Source organism: Bradyrhizobium canariense (assembly GCF_018130465.1).
Lineage (GTDB): Bacteria > Pseudomonadota > Alphaproteobacteria > Rhizobiales > Xanthobacteraceae > Bradyrhizobium > Bradyrhizobium canariense_C.
Genome location: NZ_JAFCKJ010000002.1, coordinates 212,639 through 230,233, shown reverse-complemented (window position 1 = coordinate 230,233; position 17,595 = coordinate 212,639). Strand labels below are relative to the sequence as shown.

At 64.2% G+C, this 17,595-nt stretch carries 18 protein-coding genes; 3 read left to right on the top strand and 15 right to left on the bottom strand.

The window, feature by feature from the left end; genetic code table 11:
* Positions 1–30: 30 nt before the first annotated feature.
* A complete protein-coding gene (locus JQ591_RS05385; protein ID WP_211394999.1) occupies positions 31–720 on the top strand; it encodes a YggS family pyridoxal phosphate-dependent enzyme in 690 nt (229 codons plus the stop codon).
* A 180-nt stretch (positions 721–900) separates the two neighbouring features.
* On the opposite strand, the gene JQ591_RS05380 is transcribed toward JQ591_RS05385, so the two are convergent.
* Both JQ591_RS05380 and JQ591_RS05375 read right to left on the bottom strand, forming a co-directional pair.
* Positions 901–1,674, bottom strand: coding sequence for a 2-keto-4-pentenoate hydratase (locus JQ591_RS05380; RefSeq protein WP_211394998.1), 774 nt, complete (start codon positions 1,672–1,674; stop codon positions 901–903).
* A gap of 6 nt (positions 1,675–1,680) precedes the next feature.
* Positions 1,681–2,250 carry a L,D-transpeptidase family protein gene (locus JQ591_RS05375; RefSeq protein WP_211394997.1) on the bottom strand — a complete coding sequence of 190 codons (570 nt, stop codon included), beginning with the start codon at positions 2,248–2,250 and terminating at the stop codon, positions 1,681–1,683.
* Positions 2,251–2,452: 202 nt separating this feature from the next.
* Between JQ591_RS05375 and JQ591_RS05370 the strand changes: the two genes are divergently transcribed.
* Together JQ591_RS05370 and JQ591_RS05365 are read left to right on the top strand one after the other, a co-directional pair.
* Complete coding sequence (locus tag JQ591_RS05370; protein ID WP_007598630.1) at positions 2,453–3,139, top strand: response regulator transcription factor; 687 nt, start codon at positions 2,453–2,455, stop codon at positions 3,137–3,139.
* Positions 3,140–3,197: 58 nt separating this feature from the next.
* Positions 3,198–3,641 carry a cyclic nucleotide-binding domain-containing protein gene (locus JQ591_RS05365; RefSeq protein ID WP_211394996.1) on the top strand — a complete coding sequence of 148 codons (444 nt, stop codon included), beginning with the start codon at positions 3,198–3,200 and terminating at the stop codon, positions 3,639–3,641.
* Between the two features lie 28 nt (positions 3,642–3,669).
* Here JQ591_RS05365 and xth read toward each other — a convergent pair whose 3' ends face one another.
* The 13 genes from xth to JQ591_RS05300 form a co-directional block, all read right to left on the bottom strand.
* Complete coding sequence (gene xth / locus JQ591_RS05360; protein ID WP_211394995.1) at positions 3,670–4,485, bottom strand: exodeoxyribonuclease III; 816 nt, start codon at positions 4,483–4,485, stop codon at positions 3,670–3,672.
* A gap of 129 nt (positions 4,486–4,614) precedes the next feature.
* Complete coding sequence (locus JQ591_RS05355) at positions 4,615–5,370, bottom strand: outer membrane lipoprotein carrier protein LolA (protein ID WP_211394994.1); 756 nt, start codon at positions 5,368–5,370, stop codon at positions 4,615–4,617.
* Positions 5,371–5,522: 152 nt separating this feature from the next.
* On the bottom strand, positions 5,523–7,994 hold the full coding sequence (locus JQ591_RS05350) for a DNA translocase FtsK (protein WP_211394993.1): 2,472 nt from the start codon (positions 7,992–7,994) through the stop codon (positions 5,523–5,525).
* Positions 7,995–8,003: 9 nt separating this feature from the next.
* Entirely contained in the window at positions 8,004–9,218 is a 1,215-nt protein-coding gene (locus JQ591_RS05345) for an aminotransferase class I/II-fold pyridoxal phosphate-dependent enzyme (protein WP_211394992.1), read from the bottom strand.
* 324 nt (positions 9,219–9,542) lie between these two features.
* Positions 9,543–9,947, bottom strand: a complete 405-nt coding sequence (locus tag JQ591_RS05340) for a GFA family protein (RefSeq protein ID WP_007604095.1) — start codon at positions 9,945–9,947, stop codon at positions 9,543–9,545.
* Positions 9,948–10,065: 118 nt separating this feature from the next.
* Positions 10,066–11,664, bottom strand: a complete 1,599-nt coding sequence (locus JQ591_RS05335) for a caspase family protein (RefSeq protein WP_211394991.1) — start codon at positions 11,662–11,664, stop codon at positions 10,066–10,068.
* A gap of 207 nt (positions 11,665–11,871) precedes the next feature.
* Positions 11,872–13,320, bottom strand: coding sequence for an ammonium transporter (locus JQ591_RS05330; RefSeq protein ID WP_211394990.1), 1,449 nt, complete (start codon positions 13,318–13,320; stop codon positions 11,872–11,874).
* Positions 13,321–13,358: 38 nt separating this feature from the next.
* Positions 13,359–13,697 carry a P-II family nitrogen regulator gene (locus JQ591_RS05325; protein ID WP_008142813.1) on the bottom strand — a complete coding sequence of 113 codons (339 nt, stop codon included), beginning with the start codon at positions 13,695–13,697 and terminating at the stop codon, positions 13,359–13,361.
* 477 nt (positions 13,698–14,174) lie between these two features.
* Positions 14,175–14,777, bottom strand: coding sequence for an ATP-dependent Clp protease proteolytic subunit (locus JQ591_RS05320; protein WP_211394989.1), 603 nt, complete (start codon positions 14,775–14,777; stop codon positions 14,175–14,177).
* Between the two features lie 41 nt (positions 14,778–14,818).
* Positions 14,819–15,211 (bottom strand): SRPBCC family protein, encoded by a 393-nt coding sequence (locus JQ591_RS05315; RefSeq protein ID WP_211394988.1) that lies wholly within the window; start codon positions 15,209–15,211, stop codon positions 14,819–14,821.
* Positions 15,208–15,522 carry an ArsR/SmtB family transcription factor gene (locus JQ591_RS05310; protein ID WP_211394987.1) on the bottom strand — a complete coding sequence of 105 codons (315 nt, stop codon included), beginning with the start codon at positions 15,520–15,522 and terminating at the stop codon, positions 15,208–15,210. Before JQ591_RS05310 ends, JQ591_RS05315 begins: the two co-directional genes overlap by 4 nt.
* A 42-nt stretch (positions 15,523–15,564) precedes the next feature.
* Positions 15,565–16,866, bottom strand: a complete 1,302-nt coding sequence (locus JQ591_RS05305) for an ammonium transporter (RefSeq protein WP_211394986.1) — start codon at positions 16,864–16,866, stop codon at positions 15,565–15,567.
* A 207-nt stretch (positions 16,867–17,073) separates the two neighbouring features.
* Complete coding sequence (locus JQ591_RS05300; RefSeq protein WP_211394985.1) at positions 17,074–17,412, bottom strand: P-II family nitrogen regulator; 339 nt, start codon at positions 17,410–17,412, stop codon at positions 17,074–17,076.
* Positions 17,413–17,595 lie beyond the last annotated feature (183 nt).

The window sequence follows — 17,595 nt, the reverse complement described above, 5'->3', positions numbered from 1 at the left end:
CTCCGCAACAACCAGCTCCGATGCGACATCATGACTGAAGCCAACGCCGCGCCGCTAACCGGCCATTCACCAAACGCGCTCGCCGCGGTCGAAGCCGAAATCGCGCGCGCCTGCAAGGATGCGCGGCGCGAACGTGCCTCCGTGACGCTGATTGCGGTGTCGAAAACTTTCGCCGCGGATGCGATTATCCCGGTCATCGACGCCGGACAGCGCGTATTCGGCGAGAATCGCGTGCAGGAGGCCAAAGGCAAGTGGCCTGCGTTAACTTCTGTTTACTCCGATATCGCGCTGCATCTGATCGGGCCGCTGCAATCCAACAAGGCGAAAGAGGCGGTCGCGCTGTTCGATGCCATCCATTCCGTCGACCGCCCGAGCATTTGCCAAGCGTTAGCCAAGGAAATCGAATCCCAGAACAAGCACCCGGAATTGTTCGTCCAGATCAATATCGGTGAGGAGCCGCAGAAGGCCGGCATCGCCCCCGGCGAGGCCGATGCCTTCATCGCCAGCTGCCGCGACACCTACGGGCTGACGATCTCGGGGTTGATGTGCATCCCGCCGGTGGATGAGCCGTCGGCAGCGCATTTCGCGCTGACCGCCAAAATCGCCGCGCGCAATGGATTGAAGAAGCTCTCGATGGGCATGAGCGCGGATTATGCGACCGCGATCATGCTCGGCGCCACCCATGTGCGCGTGGGAAGTGCGATCTTCGGGCACCGGTAGTCATCGGCGAGTTTGTTTTGGTCGTCCTGGCCTGGTGCGCAATTGCGCACGGGAGCCAGGACCCACTACCCCGACCGCCAGTTTTTGCGAAGGCTCCGGCAACAACCATGCTGCCCCTTGCGGAGATCACGCGGTATGGGTCCTGGCTTTCGCCAGGACGACAGCGAGGGTGTGGCGCGGTTAGTCGAACCTCACCGACACCGTCCCCAGCACGCCGAAATCCGCCGCGAAATGATCGCCGGCCTGGATCGGCAGCGGCGGATGGCACGTGCCCGTGGTCACCACCTCCCCTGCCCGCAAGGTGATGCCGAGGCCACGCAGCTCGTTGGCCAGCCAGACCAGGGCAATTCGGGGATCGCCGAGCACGTTCTTGCCGTGGCCGAGATAGCGCTGGCCGCGCAGCATGATCTGCGGCCGCTCCTCGACGAGATCCATCGCGCGCCAGTTCGCACTCGTCGCTGTGCCCAGCACGAACAGATGCGCACAGGCATTGTCGGCGATCAGCTGCGCCTCGCCGGCGCTGGCGAAATCGGCAAAGCGCGAATCGGGAATCTCGATCGCTGGATGGAAGGTGTCGACGGCGGCGAGGACCTCGTCCGCGCTGTAAGGCGCGGACCGGGGCGGCAGATCGCGCCCCATGCGGAAAGCAAACTCGGGTTCGCCGACGCGCATCGCGTTGCCCTTCATCGAGGCGGTGCCGCCATCGGCGATCACGGTGTCGCTCATGATCCGACCGGCCAGCGGTCCCGCGACATTGATGTGCTTCTGTCCGGACTCGCTCGTCGCCGCGATCTTCCAGCCGAACAATTCCCCGCTGAGCGCACCCTGCACGGCGTAACCGTCGGTGCGGTTCTGAGGCCGCAACCCCGCCTCCAGCGCGTCAAGCTTGGTGCCGTCGCGCCAATGTCGCATGAGGACGCGCGATGCGGCGGCGATCTGATCCCTGTCGAGCATGTATCCTCACCCGATGATGATTTTTGTTTTTGGTCCCAGCCGCCGCAGCAACTGTCGCATCGCCGCTTTGGTCATCGAGACGCAGCCTGCGGTCGGGCCGAAATTGTCGCGGGCCAGGTGCAAGAACACCGCGCTGCCCCGGCCGGCGATGCGCGGCCTCGTATTGTGGTCGATTTCGATGATGAAGTCATAGAGTTGGTCGGCCCGCTTGAGCCGGTCGCCGGCCTGCCCCTCGCCGAGCCGGATTCCCTGATTGTAATGACGGTCTCTGGGATCCTCGCACCAGGCGTCCTCGCCGGTGATGATCCGGGCCGGCAAGAAGGTCTGCGGGCGGCTGTGCCGGTCGCCCCGCCACCACAATCGCTTGGGACGGAAGCTGCCCCTCGGGGTGCCGCCATCGCCCTCGCGCTTGTTCGCCAGAATGCCACCGCGTCCGAGCGCCACCGGAATCGTCAGCGCTCCGGCGGTCAGCCAGCCTCGGCGCGGATTCCCGGCAGCAGGCTTAATGCGGATCGCCGACAGCGGCCTGGCGCTTCGGTTCATGGTGTAACTAGCTGAAGCAGCTTTCTTTTTCATATGAACGTGCGATGTCGAATTCATTACAGGACATTCATCAAAACGGCCTGCTATTCTGGGTTAGAGTGGTTCTGGCTTGTGAATCGGTAACAGCCCACTACTTCAACACGAACAACAATAATAACGGCGACCCCTAAACTTCCCTCTCGGCTGGGTGCAGCATGGATGCGCGCCGCGCCGGACCCCAAAAGGATGACCCCCTATGGCCAATGCCCGCAAGATCCTGATCGTGGATGACGATACCGATCTGCGCGATACGTTGGTGGAGCAATTGTCGCTGCACGAAGAATTTGAAGCCTCTGCCGTCGATACCGGCGCCAAGGGCGCGAGCGCCGCGAAGGCCAATGCCCCCGATCTCGTCCTGATGGATGTTGGCCTGCCCGACACGGATGGCCGCGAAGTGGTCCGTTCCTTACGCAAGGGCGGGTTCAAGGCTCCGATCATCATGCTCACCGGGCATGACACCGATTCCGACACGATTTTGGGGCTGGAATCCGGCGCCAACGACTATGTCGCAAAACCCTTCCGCTTCGCCGTGCTGCTGGCGCGCATCCGCGCCCAGCTCCGGCAGCACGAAGCCAGCGAGGACGCGGTGTTCTCGGTCGGCCCCTACTCTTTCCGGCCCGGCTCCAAGATGCTGACCGCCGCCAATGCGCGCAAGGTCCGGCTGACGGAGAAGGAAACCGCCATCCTCCGCTTCCTCTACCGGGCCGGCCAGATGCCGGTCTCGCGCGAGACCCTGCTCCAGGAGGTCTGGGGCTACAATTCCGGCGTCACCACCCACACGCTGGAAACCCACATCTACCGGCTTCGCCAGAAGATCGAGAAGGACGCCGCCAACCCGGAGATCCTGGTCACGGAAGCCGGTGGCTACAAGCTGGTGCCGTGATACGCTTCTGGGGCGTGCGAATCGTTTTAGATTGCGTGCCCTTGAGCCCCGGACCTGAATGTCAATCGACGACGATGTAGCGCTTCTCGAGCGTGTCCCGACACTGCGCCTGTTGGGAGAGGCCTCGTTGCGCATGCTGGCGATCGGCTCCGAGCAGCGTGACTTCGTGCGCGGCGACATTTTGTTCAATCTCGGTGACGATGCCGATGCCGGCTTCGTGGTCCAGCGCGGCGCCTTCCGGGTCGATGACGGCGCCGGCGCGGAGATGATCGCGGGTCCCGGTGCGCTGATCGGCGAGCTCGCGCTTGTGGTGCCGATGAAGCGGCCGTCGAGCGCGGTCGCGATCGAGCACGCCTCCGTCATTCGCGTCGCGCGCAGCCTGTTTCAGCGCGTGCTCGAAAGCGACCCCGCCGCCGCCGTGCGCCTTCGCGACGAATTCGCGGTTCGCTCCAGCCAGATCGCCAGCGATATCCTGATGGCCGGTGCGAAGTTGACGACCTGATGTCGTCCTGGCCTTCGCCAGGGCGACATTAAACCTCGAGCGTCACCGTCACCGGCACATGGTCCGACGGACGCTCCCAGCTCCGCGCGTCGCGCAAAATCCTGAAATCGCTGACCGCGTCTTTCAGCGCGCGCGAGACCCAGATGTGGTCGAGCCTGCGGCCGCGGTCGCCGACGGTCCAGTCGGCGGAGCGGTAGCTCCACCACGTGTAGACCTTTTCCGACATCGGGATGCGCTCGCGCGCGACGTCGACCCACTCGCCGGCGGCGAGTGCGGCTTGCAGCTTCTCGGTTTCGATCGGTGTGTGCGACACCACTTTCAGAAGCTGCTTGTGCGACCAGACGTCGTTCTCATGCGGGGCGACGTTGAGATCGCCGACCAGGATGTGGCGATCCTCGCCGCGCGGATGCAACGGCTCGCACGCCTTCATCTCGTCGAGGAAGCGGAGCTTGTGATCGAATTTCTCGTTCAGCGCGGGGTCGGGAATGTCGCCGCCGGCCGGCACGTAGAAATTATGCAGCACCAGCGGCTTTGCGATGCCGGCCTGCGTCCCGAAGGACACGGAAATGTGGCGTGAATCCACCTTGTCGCAGAAGGTGCGGATGTCCTTGGACTCGAACGGAATCTTGGAGACGATGGCGACGCCGTGATAACCCTTCTGCCCGTTCAACGCGACATGCTCGTAGCCGAGCCGTTTGAAGCGCTTCAGTGGGAAGGCGTCGTCGATGCACTTGGTCTCCTGGAGACACAGCACGTCGGGCCGCGCGCTCTTGAGAAACTTCGCGACCAGATCGATGCGCAGCCGCACCGAGTTGATGTTCCAGGTTGTCAGGGAAAAACGCATGAGAGATGCGTCTTAGCAAGCTCTCGCAGGGTGGGCAAAGGCGCAAAGCGCCGTGCCCACCGTCTTTTCGAGCTTGGGATGCGAATGGTGGGCACGCTTCGCTTTGCCCACCCTACGGCAGCAGATCGTTCAGCCCGGCGACGGGCCGTAATTCGTGAAGTCGATCTTGAACATGCCGGGATCGAGCTTCTTGCTCGTGTCCAGATTATAGACCGCGATCGTGGTGTCGTAGCCCTGCGGGTCGGTGACGGTCCACTGCTTCAACTGGCCGTCCTTGGCACCGAACATCAGCATCAGGCGGCTGGTGCCGACCAGCGCCTGCTTCTCCTCGATGGTGACGCTGACGAAGACGTCGTCGGCCGAGACGCTGACGACGTTGGTGTCCTTCATCAGGTCGATGCGGTCGGACAGCAGGAAGCGCAGCGGTGTCTGCGACAGCGGATAGACGTCCTGCGTCGCGAGCTTGCGGTCGCGCACCACCAGCGACGATCCGTCGGCGACGATGTCGATCGGGCTCGGCGCGTCATATTCGAAGCGCACCTTGCCCGGCTTCTGGATGTAGAAGTCGCCTTGCGTCTTGCTGCCGTCGGGGCCGACCTGGACGAAATTCCCGACCAGCGTCGACAACGACGACAGGTAGGCGCTGACCTTGGCGGCTTGGGCCTTCTGGTTGGCATCGAAGGTCTGGAAGATGCTGCTCGGCACGTTGCGGCGCGGATCCGGAATCACCGGATTCGGCGGCGCCTGGGTCGCGCCTGTGATCGACGGTCCTCCCGAGGGCGGAGCACCGTCGCGGCCCTTCGGCGCGGGCTTCGGCACGGGAACGGTCTGCGCGAACGACGCCGCACTCACCATCGCGGCGGTGACGAGAATTACGCCGGCCATGCGCGCGCTTCGCGCAGCGATGATGGCAGCGAATCGAATGTCCGGATGTCTGATCAACGCGTCGTCCTGTGTGGCTGAGCGCCCTTTTAGCGTGATTTCGGCCAAAAGCAGATAACGTTTTTGCGTGAAATGATGGTTTGAGGCGACGCGCCTCACATATGGCTGTCTTCTTCCTCGACCAGAATCTCGCGCTTGCCGGCGTGGTTGGCGGGTCCGACGATGCCCTCCAGTTCCATGCGCTCCATCAGCGATGCGGCGCGGTTATAGCCGATCTGCAGGCGGCGCTGGATGTAGCTGGTCGAGGCCTTGCGGTCTCGTTTGACGATCGCAACAGCCTGCGAGAACAAATCGCCGCCGCCATCCGCGCCCATGGCGGAAGCGTCGAACACCGCGCCGTCCTCGTCCTCGCTGGGTTCTTCGGCCGTGACGGCCTCGAGATATTCCGGCTGTCCCTGCGTCTTGAGGTGGCGCACCACCTTCTCGACTTCCTCGTCCGACGCGAAAGGTCCGTGCACGCGGCTGATGCGACCGCCGCCGGCCATGTAGAGCATGTCGCCCTGGCCGAGCAACTGCTCGGCGCCCATCTCGCCGAGAATCGTGCGGCTGTCGATCTTGGACGTCACCTGGAAGGCGATGCGGGTCGGGAAGTTCGCCTTGATGGTGCCGGTGATGACGTCGACCGACGGACGCTGCGTCGCGAGGATCACGTGCAGGCCGGCGGCGCGCGCCATCTGCGCGAGGCGCTGCACCGCGCCTTCGATGTCCTTGCCGGCAACCATCATCAGGTCGGCCATTTCGTCGACGATGATGACGATGTAGGGCAGCGGGTCGAGTGAGAGCTTCTCTTCCTCGTAGATTGCCTTGCCGGTCTCCTTGTCGAAGCCGGTGTGCACCGTGCGCGTCGGCTCTTCGCCCTTGGCCTTCAATTCGAGCAGGCGCGTGTTGTAACCGTCGATGTTGCGCACACCGAGCTTGGCCATGTTCTTGTAGCGCTCTTCCATCTCGCGCACGGCCCATTTCAGCGCGACCACTGCCTTCTTCGGGTCGGTCACGACGGGTGTGAGCAGATGGGGAATGCCGTCATAGACGGAGAGTTCGAGCATCTTCGGATCGACCATGATCAGGCGGCACTGGTCCGGGCGCAGCCGGTAGACCAGGCTGAGAATCATGGTGTTGATGGCGACCGACTTGCCGGAGCCGGTGGTGCCGGCGATCAGCATGTGCGGCGTGCGTGCGAGGTCGATGATGACGGGGTCACCGCCGATGGTCTTGCCGAGGCAGAGCGGCAGCTTCGCAACCGAATCGACAGTCTCCTTGGCGACCAGCAGCTCGCGCAGATAAACCTTCTCACGATGCGCGTTCGGCAGCTCGATGCCGATGGCGTTGCGGCCGGGTACGACGGCGACGCGCGCCGACAGCGCGCTCATCGAACGCGCGATGTCGTCGGACAATCCGATCACGCGCGACGACTTGATACCCGGCGCCGGCTCCAGCTCGTACAGCGTGACGACGGGACCCGGATGCGCCTTCACGATCTCGCCGCGCACGCCGAAATCCTGCAACACGCCTTCGAGCGCGCGCGAATTGGTTTCCAGCTCGGCCTTGCTGAGCGGCTGGCGATCGCCGGCCTTGGGCGCGGCCAGCACCGACACGGACGGAAGCTCGAACTTGTCGGAGGATTTTTTGGAAGCGGGCTTGGGCGCAGCCTTCTTGCGCGGCGCGCGCGCGGCGGGCTCCTCCTCTTCCTCCTCCTCGTCTTCTTCGTGATCGTCCTCGTCGTGCTCGTCTTCGGACTGCGGCGAGATCGGCGGCGCAGCGCGGCCGCCGCCGAGATTCGGCTCATGGCGGCTGAACGCAACCGCCTTGGTCTTCGGTCCGCTCGAGACCAGCGAGCGGTAAGCGGCGCCGAACAGCCAGATCAGCCGTGCCTTCGTGCTCATCAAAGCGTGGAACAGCCAGCCCAGCGACACCGAACCGCGATCGCTGTCCTCGCCTTCATCGAGCGGCTTGTCGTCATCCTCGATGTCCGCGAGTTCGTCGTCATGCTCACGCGCGCCGAGGCCGCAGGCGATCAGGAAGGTCGCCGCCATCGCGGCGAACAGGATCGTGCCGAGCACCATGCGATAGATCGTGCCCGGCGGTCCGAAAATCACAGCGGGCGCGCGGACCAGCGCATCGCCGACCACGCCGCCGAGCCCGGTCGGTAGCGGCCACGCGCCGCCATGCGGCCAGCAGCTGACGAAGCCCGCCGCGATCACCGTGCAGAGAATCCAGGAGCCGAGCCGCAGCGCCTCGCGGTCGAACGGGCGATGGGTCACCATGCGCCAGCCCCAGACCGCGATCGTCAGGACCAGCATGATCGCGCCGAGCCCGAGGATCTGCATCGCAAGGTCGGCGCCGATCGCGCCGGCATAGCCGAGAATGTTGCGGATCGGCCGCGACGTTGCGTGGCTAAGGCTGGGATCCTGCACCGACCAGGTCATCAGCGCCGCCGAGGCGACGCCCGACAATGCGATCAGGCCGAGACCGCTGAGCTCGCGCACGCGCCGCGCCAGCCCCTCGCGGATCGAGGGCGGCAGATGGCTGACCAGGGGAATGACACGTTCGATTGTCGACATGCTCATGGGCCCCGCCTAACCCAGAGTCTCGACCAGGCGGTGCAGCGCCTGCGCCGTGGTCTCGCCATCCTGCACCAGCGCAAGGCGAATGTAGCCTGCGCCGGGATTGAAACCGTCGGGCTGGAGCCGCGCCAGGTAGCTGCCGGGCACCACGCGCACGCCTGCTTCCTTGAAGAGTTTTAGGCACACAGACACGTCGTCGCCGATTGCGGACGTGTTAAGCCAGACGCAGAAGCCGGCGTCGGGCCGGCGATAGCCGTATCGATCGCCGATGATCTGGTCGGCGAGATCGAACTTGATCCGGTAAAGCCTGCGGTTCTCCTCGACATGCGCCTCGTCGCCGTAAGCAACGGTCGCGACATGCTGGAGCGGGACCGGCACCTGCGGCGCCGCGATGTTGCGCAGCTCGAGGAACATGCCGATGAATGTCTTGTCGCCGGCGGCGAAGCCGACGCGCATGCCCGGCAGGTTCGAGCGCTTCGACAGCGACTGGAACGCAACCACGCGGGTGAAATCAGGGCCCGCGCATTCGAGCGCGCTGCCGGGCGCTTCGCGGGTGTAGATCTCCGAATAGCACTCGTCGCTGAGGATCACGAAGCCGTAGCGGTCGGCGAGCTGCTTCAGGCGAGTGAAATAATCGCGCGAGGCGACCGAGCCCTGCGGGTTGGCGGGCGAAGCCAGATAGAACGCCACCGTGCGCGCCAGCGTCGTTTCGTCGATGGCGTCGAGATCGGGCAGGAAACCGTTTTCGGCGGTGGTCGGCAGGTAGACCGGCTCGCAGGCGGCGGCGCGGGCGCCGGCGCCATAGACCGGATAGAACGGGTTCGGCATCAGGATGGCCGGCTTGCCGGGACGCGGGCCGACATAGCGCGCGGCCGCGATCGCGGCGAGGAACAGCCCTTCGCGGCTGCCATTGAGGACGAGAATCTCGCTCTTGGGGTCGAGCGGCCGTGGCAGCCTGAAGCGCGATGACAGCCAGGCGCCCGCGGCTTGGCGGAACGGGTCGGTGCCCTGGTTCGCGGGGTAACGGCCGAAATCGGCGATGTGCTTGGCCAGGACCGGGCCGACGAAGTCAGGCACGGGATGCTGGGGTTCACCGACGGCAAGCGAAATCAAAGGCTTGCCGGGCTGATACGGCGCCAGCAGCTCGTTCAGCCGGACGAAGGGTGAGCGTTCGCTATCGGAGCTTCCACCTTCCAGCGGCGCACGGGATGAAGCGGTCATAGCCATTCTGGACGCCAGCACTCTTGGAACAGCCGGTCGCACCAAGGCGCCGGCGGGAAGCGGTTCAGTTCACCATAGATAGGGCGAGGTTAAGACGCGATTAACCATCGGTCGGCGGGCCCGTCCAGAGCAGGAATAATGAGGCCGGATAACAACGGGATGCATGGCGCACCCGAGGCTCGTCATGGCCGGGCTTGTCCCGCCTGCGCGGGCCGAAGCCGCTTCGGCGAGGCGAAGGCCCGGCCATCTACTACGGCCTTTCCTGCTGTGCCCAGGAACGGGGATGCCCGGGACAAGCCCGGGCATGACGGGCTCCGTGACCGGGCGCGCCTAGTGCGCCGGCAGCTTCTCGAATGTCGCCATGCCCGCGGGGATCGCGTGGAAGTCCTGCTTGTCGCAGGTGTAGATCGCCATCTGCGGATGGAACTGCGCAGGCTCGTCCAGCGTGCCGACCTTCAGGATCGCGGCCGGCAGTCCGGGAACCTTGGTGACCAGATGGGTGCCGCATTCGCCGCAGAATTCGCGCGTGACGGCGCGTTCGAGGTCCTTGCGCGTGAACTGCTTGGGCTGCCCGGTGATGTAACTGAAGCCGGCCGCCGGCATCGCGATGAAGGTGTTGGGCGCGCCGCCCGAGATGTATTGGCACTCGCGGCAATGACATTGCGCCTGCATCATCGGGTCGCCCTCGGCAACATAGCGCACTTCGCCGCAATAGCATCCGCCTTCCAAACGCATGACGACCTCCCGGTTGTTGTTTCTTGTGGTCGATATTTCTGCGCCAGCGCTGCGGAATGGCAATCTTTTTCTTTTGCGAGCGGACAAGGCGGATCATCCGCAGCCGGTTCGGCGGCATCTATCTCTTTGCAAGTCCGCAACCGTTGAATCCCCGGCCGTGCCAGCAGCCAGTGCTCATGCACTCGGCTTGCAGCCGTGGGCATGCGGTCGAAGCGCAATTTGCGGGGCCGCCCATACTCACGCAGGCCGCGGCGCACCTGTCTCGCATGAACGAGCAATTCATTCCGCTGCCGCTCTGCCGCGGTTGCCCTGCTCCGGCCTGATCTGGTGGCAGCACGGCCCTCTTGTCGTCGCGCTTGGTCGCCCGCTTCGAATCAGGTTGGCTCGGGCTTGCAGCGGGGCTCTGTGTCGTCAGCTTGGATAGCTCCATCCGACACGGTCGGCTGGTCTCGGTGCGGACGCCGGCGCCGGTGGTTTCTTTCAGCTCGAGTGCGAGCTTGTACTGATAGGGCGCGCCGGCGGTGCGCCGCAGCGGATCATTCTCGCCAGTCAGCCCGTTGACGGTGACAGTCGCGCTGCCATCCGCTTCAATCTTCCCGTCATAGATTGTCGCACCGGGCTTGCCCTCTTCCCCGGAGAGAGTGTGCAGCACGCCATCTTTGACGCGCAGGGCATACTGGAAATAGGCCTCGGAAAATGGTGGCTTGTTCTCGCAAGTCTCCTTCGCGATCCAGGTTCCATCGAACGCGGTTACGCGCTTGGCGGCGTCCGCTGGTTTCGCCAAGGTCTCGATGCGTGATTTCGCCAGATCTGCGAACGCGCAGGCCGGGAAGCGTACGAGGTGATCCTTGAAGGCCGCGAGCGTTCCCAGCGCTTCCGCGCTGCGCCAATGGTCTCCGGCCTCCGCGCAGGGATCGACCTGGGGCGTCGCAGGCGACAACGCCGCCGTCTCGGGCTTGCCGTTCAGGTAGAACTCGCCGAAGAACGACAGCGACAGCTCCGGCACTTGCGAGCCTTTGGAGCGCTGGTAGACGCCGGCGCTGATCGTCTGAAATACCGTGTTGACGTTGCCCTTGTCGCCGATGTGCTCCAGGAATGCGCTGGTATAGGGGCTGTTGCGGCCGCTGCCGTCGTCGGCGGTCCGGCCGGCCTGTGTCGCATAGGAAATGATGGTGCCCTCGGGACTTTCCATCTTGGCGAGGCCGCGTGAGACGGTGACGCCGCGGCCCTGTCCGACGTTTCGCCGCAACTCGTCGGCAAATGGATTGTCGCGGCAGGCGTCGAGCACGAGGATGCGCAGGTTCTTGGCCTGCTGCAGATCCGCCAGGATCTCGTCGGCACGTACCAGGCGGCGCAGATCGACCTCGTCACGAACGACGGCATCGACAGGCACCAGATAGTTGACGCCGGCGAACTGGAGCGCGTGTCCGCTGTAGTAGAACAGGGCAACATCGGCGCCGCGGGCCTCACGCGCGAAGCGAAGAATGGTGTCTTGCATGGCGGACTGGTCGAGGTCGGTGGCGACCAGAGGATCGAACCCCGATCGCTTGAGGGCCGCGCCGACATCGGCCGCATCATTGGTCGGATTGGCGAGCGTGGGAACGTTTCGGTAGGCGCCGTTGCCAATCACCAGCGCGACGCGCTTGTCCGCGCGGGCATCGAGGCTCGACAAAGCGAGCGACAGGAAGCACCAGACCAGGCAATACGGCAGACGCATGAAATCCTGCTCCAAACGGGGAGCATGATATTCAGCAAGCTCGCAGCAATGCAATTTAACTTGTGACGGCCCGGCGGTGCTCGGGTCCAAAAAGAAAGGGGCTCCAACTTGCGCTGGAGCCCCTCAACGGTCGGGACATTGCCGGGTATGTGCCCCAAACCGTAGTTGTGGGCGCGACCTCCGAGGAAGCCGCGCCCGGGAGGAGACTTACATGTTGTAGGCGCGCTCGGTGTGCTCGGTGATGTCGAGGCCTTCACGCTCGGTCTCGACATTGGCACGGAGGCCAACGATCACATCGACGACCTTGTAGAGGATCGCCGAACCGATGCCCGACCACACCAGCGTGGTGCCGACGCCCCAGATCTGGGAGAGCATCTGCGCCGCGAAGTCGTAATCGGCGACCTTCGGCGGGATCGCGGTGTAGTCGATGATGCCAGCGCCGCCGAGGGCCGGGTTGACGAGGATGCCGGTGCCGAGGGCACCGATGATGCCGCCGACGCAGTGCACGCCGAACACATCGAGGCTGTCATCGTAGCCGAGCGCGTTCTTCACGACGGTGCAGAAGAACAGGCAGACCACGCCGACCACCAGGCCGAGGACGATCGCACCCATCACGCCGGCGAAGCCGGCGGCAGGCGTGACGGCCACGAGGCCCGCAACAGCGCCGGAGATGACGCCGAGCACCGACGGGTGACCCTTGATGATCCACTCCGCGAACATCCACGACAGCGCGGCGGCTGCGGTGGCGACGAAGGAGTTGGTCATGGCGAGGGCTGCGCCGCCGTTGGCTTCGAGGTTGGAGCCGGCGTTGAAGCCGAACCAGCCGACCCAGAGCAGCGAGGCGCCGATCATCGACATGGTCAGCGAGTGCGGAGCCATCAGCTCCTTGCCGTAGCCGACGCGCTTGCCGATCAGCAGGGCGCCGACGAGGCCTGCGATGCCGGCGTTGATGTGCACCACGGTGCCGCCTGCAAAGTCGATCGCGCCCTTCTTGAAGATCCAGCCTGCGTCGGCGTTGATCTCGTCGAGCTTGGCCTGCGCCGCGGTCTTCGCCGCCGCGTCAGTCGCAGCAGCCAGAGCCTTGGCAGCGTCCTGGATCATGTCCGGGCCGGGCCAGTACCAGACCATGTGCGCGATCGGGAAGTAGATCAGCGTCACCCAGAGCGGGATGAAGAGCGCGATGGCCGCGAACTTCATGCGCTCGGCGAAGGCGCCGACGATGAGGGCGGGCGTGATCGCCGCGAAGGTCATCTGGAAGCACATATAGATGAGCTCCGAGATGTTGGCGTCGACCGAGAAGGTCGCTGCCTTCGAGTCGGTGGTGACGCCCATCATGAAGGCCTTGGAGAAGCCGCCGATGAAGTCCGAGCCGCCGGTGAAGGTGAGGCTGTAGCCGTACACGGCCCAGATCACGGTGACGACGCAGACGGTGTAGAACACCTGCATCAGGACCGAGAGCATGTTCTTGGAGCGGACGAGGCCGCCGTAGAACAGCGCAAGACCCGGGATCGTCATCAACAGCACGAGCACTGTCGATGTCAGCATCCAGGCGTTGTCTCCCTTGTTGACCGTTGGCTCGGCATAGGCTGCGGTCGCAGCGAACAGGCCGACTGCGAGAGCCGCCAATCCCGCGCCATAGGGACGCTTAAACGTCATTTTATTTACTCCTGATTGAATTTTGATTGAGCGCGAAATCAGAGGGCCGCAGCATCGGCCTCGCCGGTGCGGATGCGAACCGCATGGTCGAGGTTGATGACGAAGATCTTGCCGTCGCCGATCTGCCCGGTTTTCGCGGCGGACGTGATGGCGTCGATGGTCTTGTCGACCTGGTCGGAGGCGACAGCGACCTCGATCTTGATCTTGGGCAGGAAGCTCACGGCATATTCGGCGCCGCGATAGATTTCCGTATGGCCCTTCTGACGGCCATATCCCTTGACTTCCGTCACCGTGAGACCGTGAACGCCGATGGCGGTCAGGGCGTCACGGACTTCTTCCAGCTTGAATGGCTTGATAATCGCCATAACAATTTTCATGGGTCCTATCCCCGCTTGGGCCCGGTCCGGACGTGGCCGGGCGTTTCTCGACTGGTTCGCCACGAGGGAGAAAGTTCACTACGCGGGCACAGCCACGACCCCTAGAATCAAATGCCGTGCCAGATCGGGCGTGTTGCCTAACGGACTATGAAAACGGGTGTTTTCGCGTTTGACGCGTATTGCGGTGCGGTGCGCTATTACGCCGCGCTCAAAACGTGGTCATGGCTGCTCAAAACAGAGGCACGACAGGCTGCCGACATAATGTTGCTCATCGGCCGGGCAGGCGGAAGGTATCTAATTAAAGGTGGCTGCCTCGTTGGCGCGCTTCGCCGTGCCGGCGATGTCCAGGCCTTCCAATTCATGCTCACGCGAGACGCGCAAAGACACGAGCAGCCCGAACCTCTTTGAACAAGACGACGCTCGGCCTGCCGGCCAGCCAAAGGGGACGGCGGCCTCAATTGAGGCCTGCGAGCGGTGTCAGGCGGCGCTGCGTTCCGCGAACACCCGGTCGATCAGCCCCCAGTCGACCGCCTGCTGCGCGGTCATGAAGTGGTCGCGGTCCAGGGTCCGTTCCACGTCCTGCTCGGGGCGCCCGCAATGGTGCGCATAGAGCCGGATGATGCGCCGCTTGGTTTCCTGCATTTCGGTGGCATGGATCAGGATGTCGGACGCCTGGCCCTGAAAGCCGCCGAGCGGCTGATGCACGTGAAGGCTCGCATTGGGCAGGGCAGCGCGGTGACCGGGCTCACCGGCCATCAGCAGGAACGAGCCCATGGAGCGCGCGGTGCCCATGCACAGCGTATGCACCGGCGCCTTGATGAATTGCATGGTGTCGTACATCGCGAGGCCACTGGTGACCACGCCGCCATAGGAGTTGATGTAGAGATTGATTGGCTTGTTCGGATTCTCCGCCTCCAGGAACAAGAGCTGCGCGCAGACCAGTCCGGACATCGCATCATTGACCTCGCCGTTGAGGAAGATGATGCGCTCGCGCAAGAGCCGCGAATAGATGTCGAAGGATCGCTCGCCGCGGGTGGACTGTTCGACGACCATGGGGACGAGCTGAAGCATGTCGCGCATCGGCGACCTCCATTTCTGCAGGTGATGAAGTGGTGTTGGTGTTAGGCGGCCGCGCGCATCAGGCAGCCATTGCTGTTGGCCGGCTGCGGCAGCTTCATGCCGATATCGCAGGCGTGCTGGATGATGCGGAAGCGGGTGCCGCCGTCCCCGTTCGGTTCGATCCGGAAGATGACATGGCTTTCGCGAAACGGCGGTTCGGAATCGCGAAGCCGGTAGCGCACCTCTTGGCCTGGGATCGATGATTCCGGCTCGGCGCCCGCAAGATCGCAATCCGGCAGCCAGCGCTCGCGCAAAGCCGGAATGGTCACCGCGCGCCAGACCTTGGCCGGCGGCGCATCGAATTCGTATTCGAGCACCAAGTCTGTTTCGGGCGCCAAGTCTGTTTCGAGCACCCAGTCTGCGTCGGAGGGATCAGGCTTCACGGCGTCGCTCATTGATCCATATCCTTCAAGAGATCGGCGAGGGCATCCATGCGTTTCGGCCAATAGGCGCGGTAGCGCGCAAGCCAGGCCCCGATGGCGACGATTCCTTCGGGATCGACTTCGTAGTTCACAAAGCGGCCCTGCCGCTGTTCGCGCACCAGGCCTGCCCCGCGCAGCACCGCAAGATGCTGCGACATCGCCGGTTGGCTGATCTCCAATCCGTCGCGCAAAGCGCTCGCATTTAGGCTGCCGCCGGCAAGCTTCTCAAAGACCTTGCGGCGGGTCGGGTCGGCCAGCGCCTTGAAGATGTCGGCTTCGATCATGGCAACACATAAGCATACGCTTATGTGTTGCGCAAGCCCCGCTTACTGCAGCGCCTCGCCGTGCTGCGAAATATCCAGTCCTTCGAGCTCGTGCTCGCGGGAGACGCGCAAGGGCACGAACAGGCCGACCAGCTTGAGCAGGACGAAGCTCACGCCCGCCGACCAAACAAAGGTGACGGCGACCCCATAGAGCTGGATCAGAAGCTGCTGCGGATGGCCTTCGAGCAGGCCGGCGGTGCCGCCGATCGCGCTGGTTGCGAACACGCCGGCCAGCAGGGTGCCGGTCAGCCCGCCGATGCCGTGGACGCCGAACACGTCGAGCGAATCGTCATAGTCGAAGCGGTGCTTCAGCCAGGTGCAGGCCCAGTAGCAGACGAGGCCCGCGATCACGCCGATGACGATACCGTGCCAGGGCGCCACGAATCCCGACGCCGGCGTGATGGTGCCGAGGCCGGCCACGGCGCCGGAGATCATGCCGAGCACGGAAGGCTTGCGCCGCGTCGACCATTCGATAGCGGCCCAGGTCAGCGCGCCGGAGCAGGCTGCGAGATGGGTCGCGATGATCGCCAGCACCGCGCGCGAATTGGCTGCGCCCGCCGAGCCGCCGTTGAAGCCGAACCAGCCGACCCACAACAGGCCGGTGCCCATCACCGCGAGCGACAGATCGAACGGCGAAAGATTTTCGGTGCCGTAGCCATGACGGCGTCCCATCACCTTCGCAGCGACGAGGCCAGCGGTGCCGGCGGACAGATGCACCACGAGGCCGCCGGCGAAATCCAGCACGCCCATGCCGGCGAGGAAGCCGCCGCCCCACACCCAATGCGCCAGCGGAATGTAGACGAAGATGAACCATGCCACTGAGAACAGCAGATAGGCGGAGAAACGCATCCGGTCGGCGACCGCGCCCGCGACCAGCGCTACCGTGATGATCGCAAACGTCATCTGGTACAGCATGAACAGCGCTTCCGGGATCGTCTTCGCCGCCGGGTTGACGCTGTCCATGGTCATGCCGACGAGGAACCAGCGGTCGAGCGTGCCGATCCACGGGCCGTCGCCGACGAAGCACAGCGAATAGCCGAACGCGACCCAGAGAATGGAGATGATCGTCACCGCGGCGAGGCTCTGCGCCATGGTGGCGAGCACGTTCTTCTTGCGCACCATGCCGGAATAGAACAGCGCGAGCCCCGGGATCGTCATCATCAGCACCAGCGCGGTGGCGACGATCATCCAGGCGGTGTCGGCGGAGTTGATCTCGGAGCCCGCGGCGCGCGCCGGCGAAGCCATGATCGAGACGCACCCGATCGGCGCGGCGATAGCAGCCGCGCGGCGCAACAATCCCGCCATGTCGTTTCCCCCAGCCTATTGATTGCGTCGCACGCTGTGGCGCCGTTGCCCGGTGCGATCTAGATAAGAGTTAGTCCTTGCCTCACCGCACTCCACCCTCATCCTGAGGAGCCCGCGACAAGCGGGCGTCTCGAAGGATGGCCGCGGGCGAGAGCCGGGCCTCCATGGTTCGAGACGCGCGTTCCGCGCTCCTTACCATGGGGGTCTTCAGAGCGCGTCGCTGTCGGTTTCGCCGGTGCGAATGCGGATCGCATGATCGATCGGCGTGACGAAGATCTTGCCGTCACCGATCTGGCCGGTGCGCGCGGTTGCGGTGATGACGGCGACGGCCTTCTCGGCGATATCGGAGGCAACCGCGATCTCGATCCGCAGCTTCGGCAGGAAGTTCACGACATATTCGGCACCGCGATAGATCTCGGTATGGCCCTTCTGGCGGCCATAGCCCTTCACTTCGGTCACGGTCATGCCGTGGACGCCGATCCCCGTCAGCGCTTGGCGGACTTCATCGAGCTTGAAGGGTTTGATGATCGCGACGACGAGTTTCATGGTCAGGCCTATTCCCCGGGATGCGTCGCGCCGTATGTCCCCGGCGCAGCGTCAATCTGGCATCTTTCCGGGCAAATGGCATAAAAATGTTGCAGATTGAAGCGGAAAATCGTTGGGCCATGTGAACGGCCGCCTCTGTACAGGGCAGCCGTTCATCCTCCACAATGCGTTTTTGGCATGGAT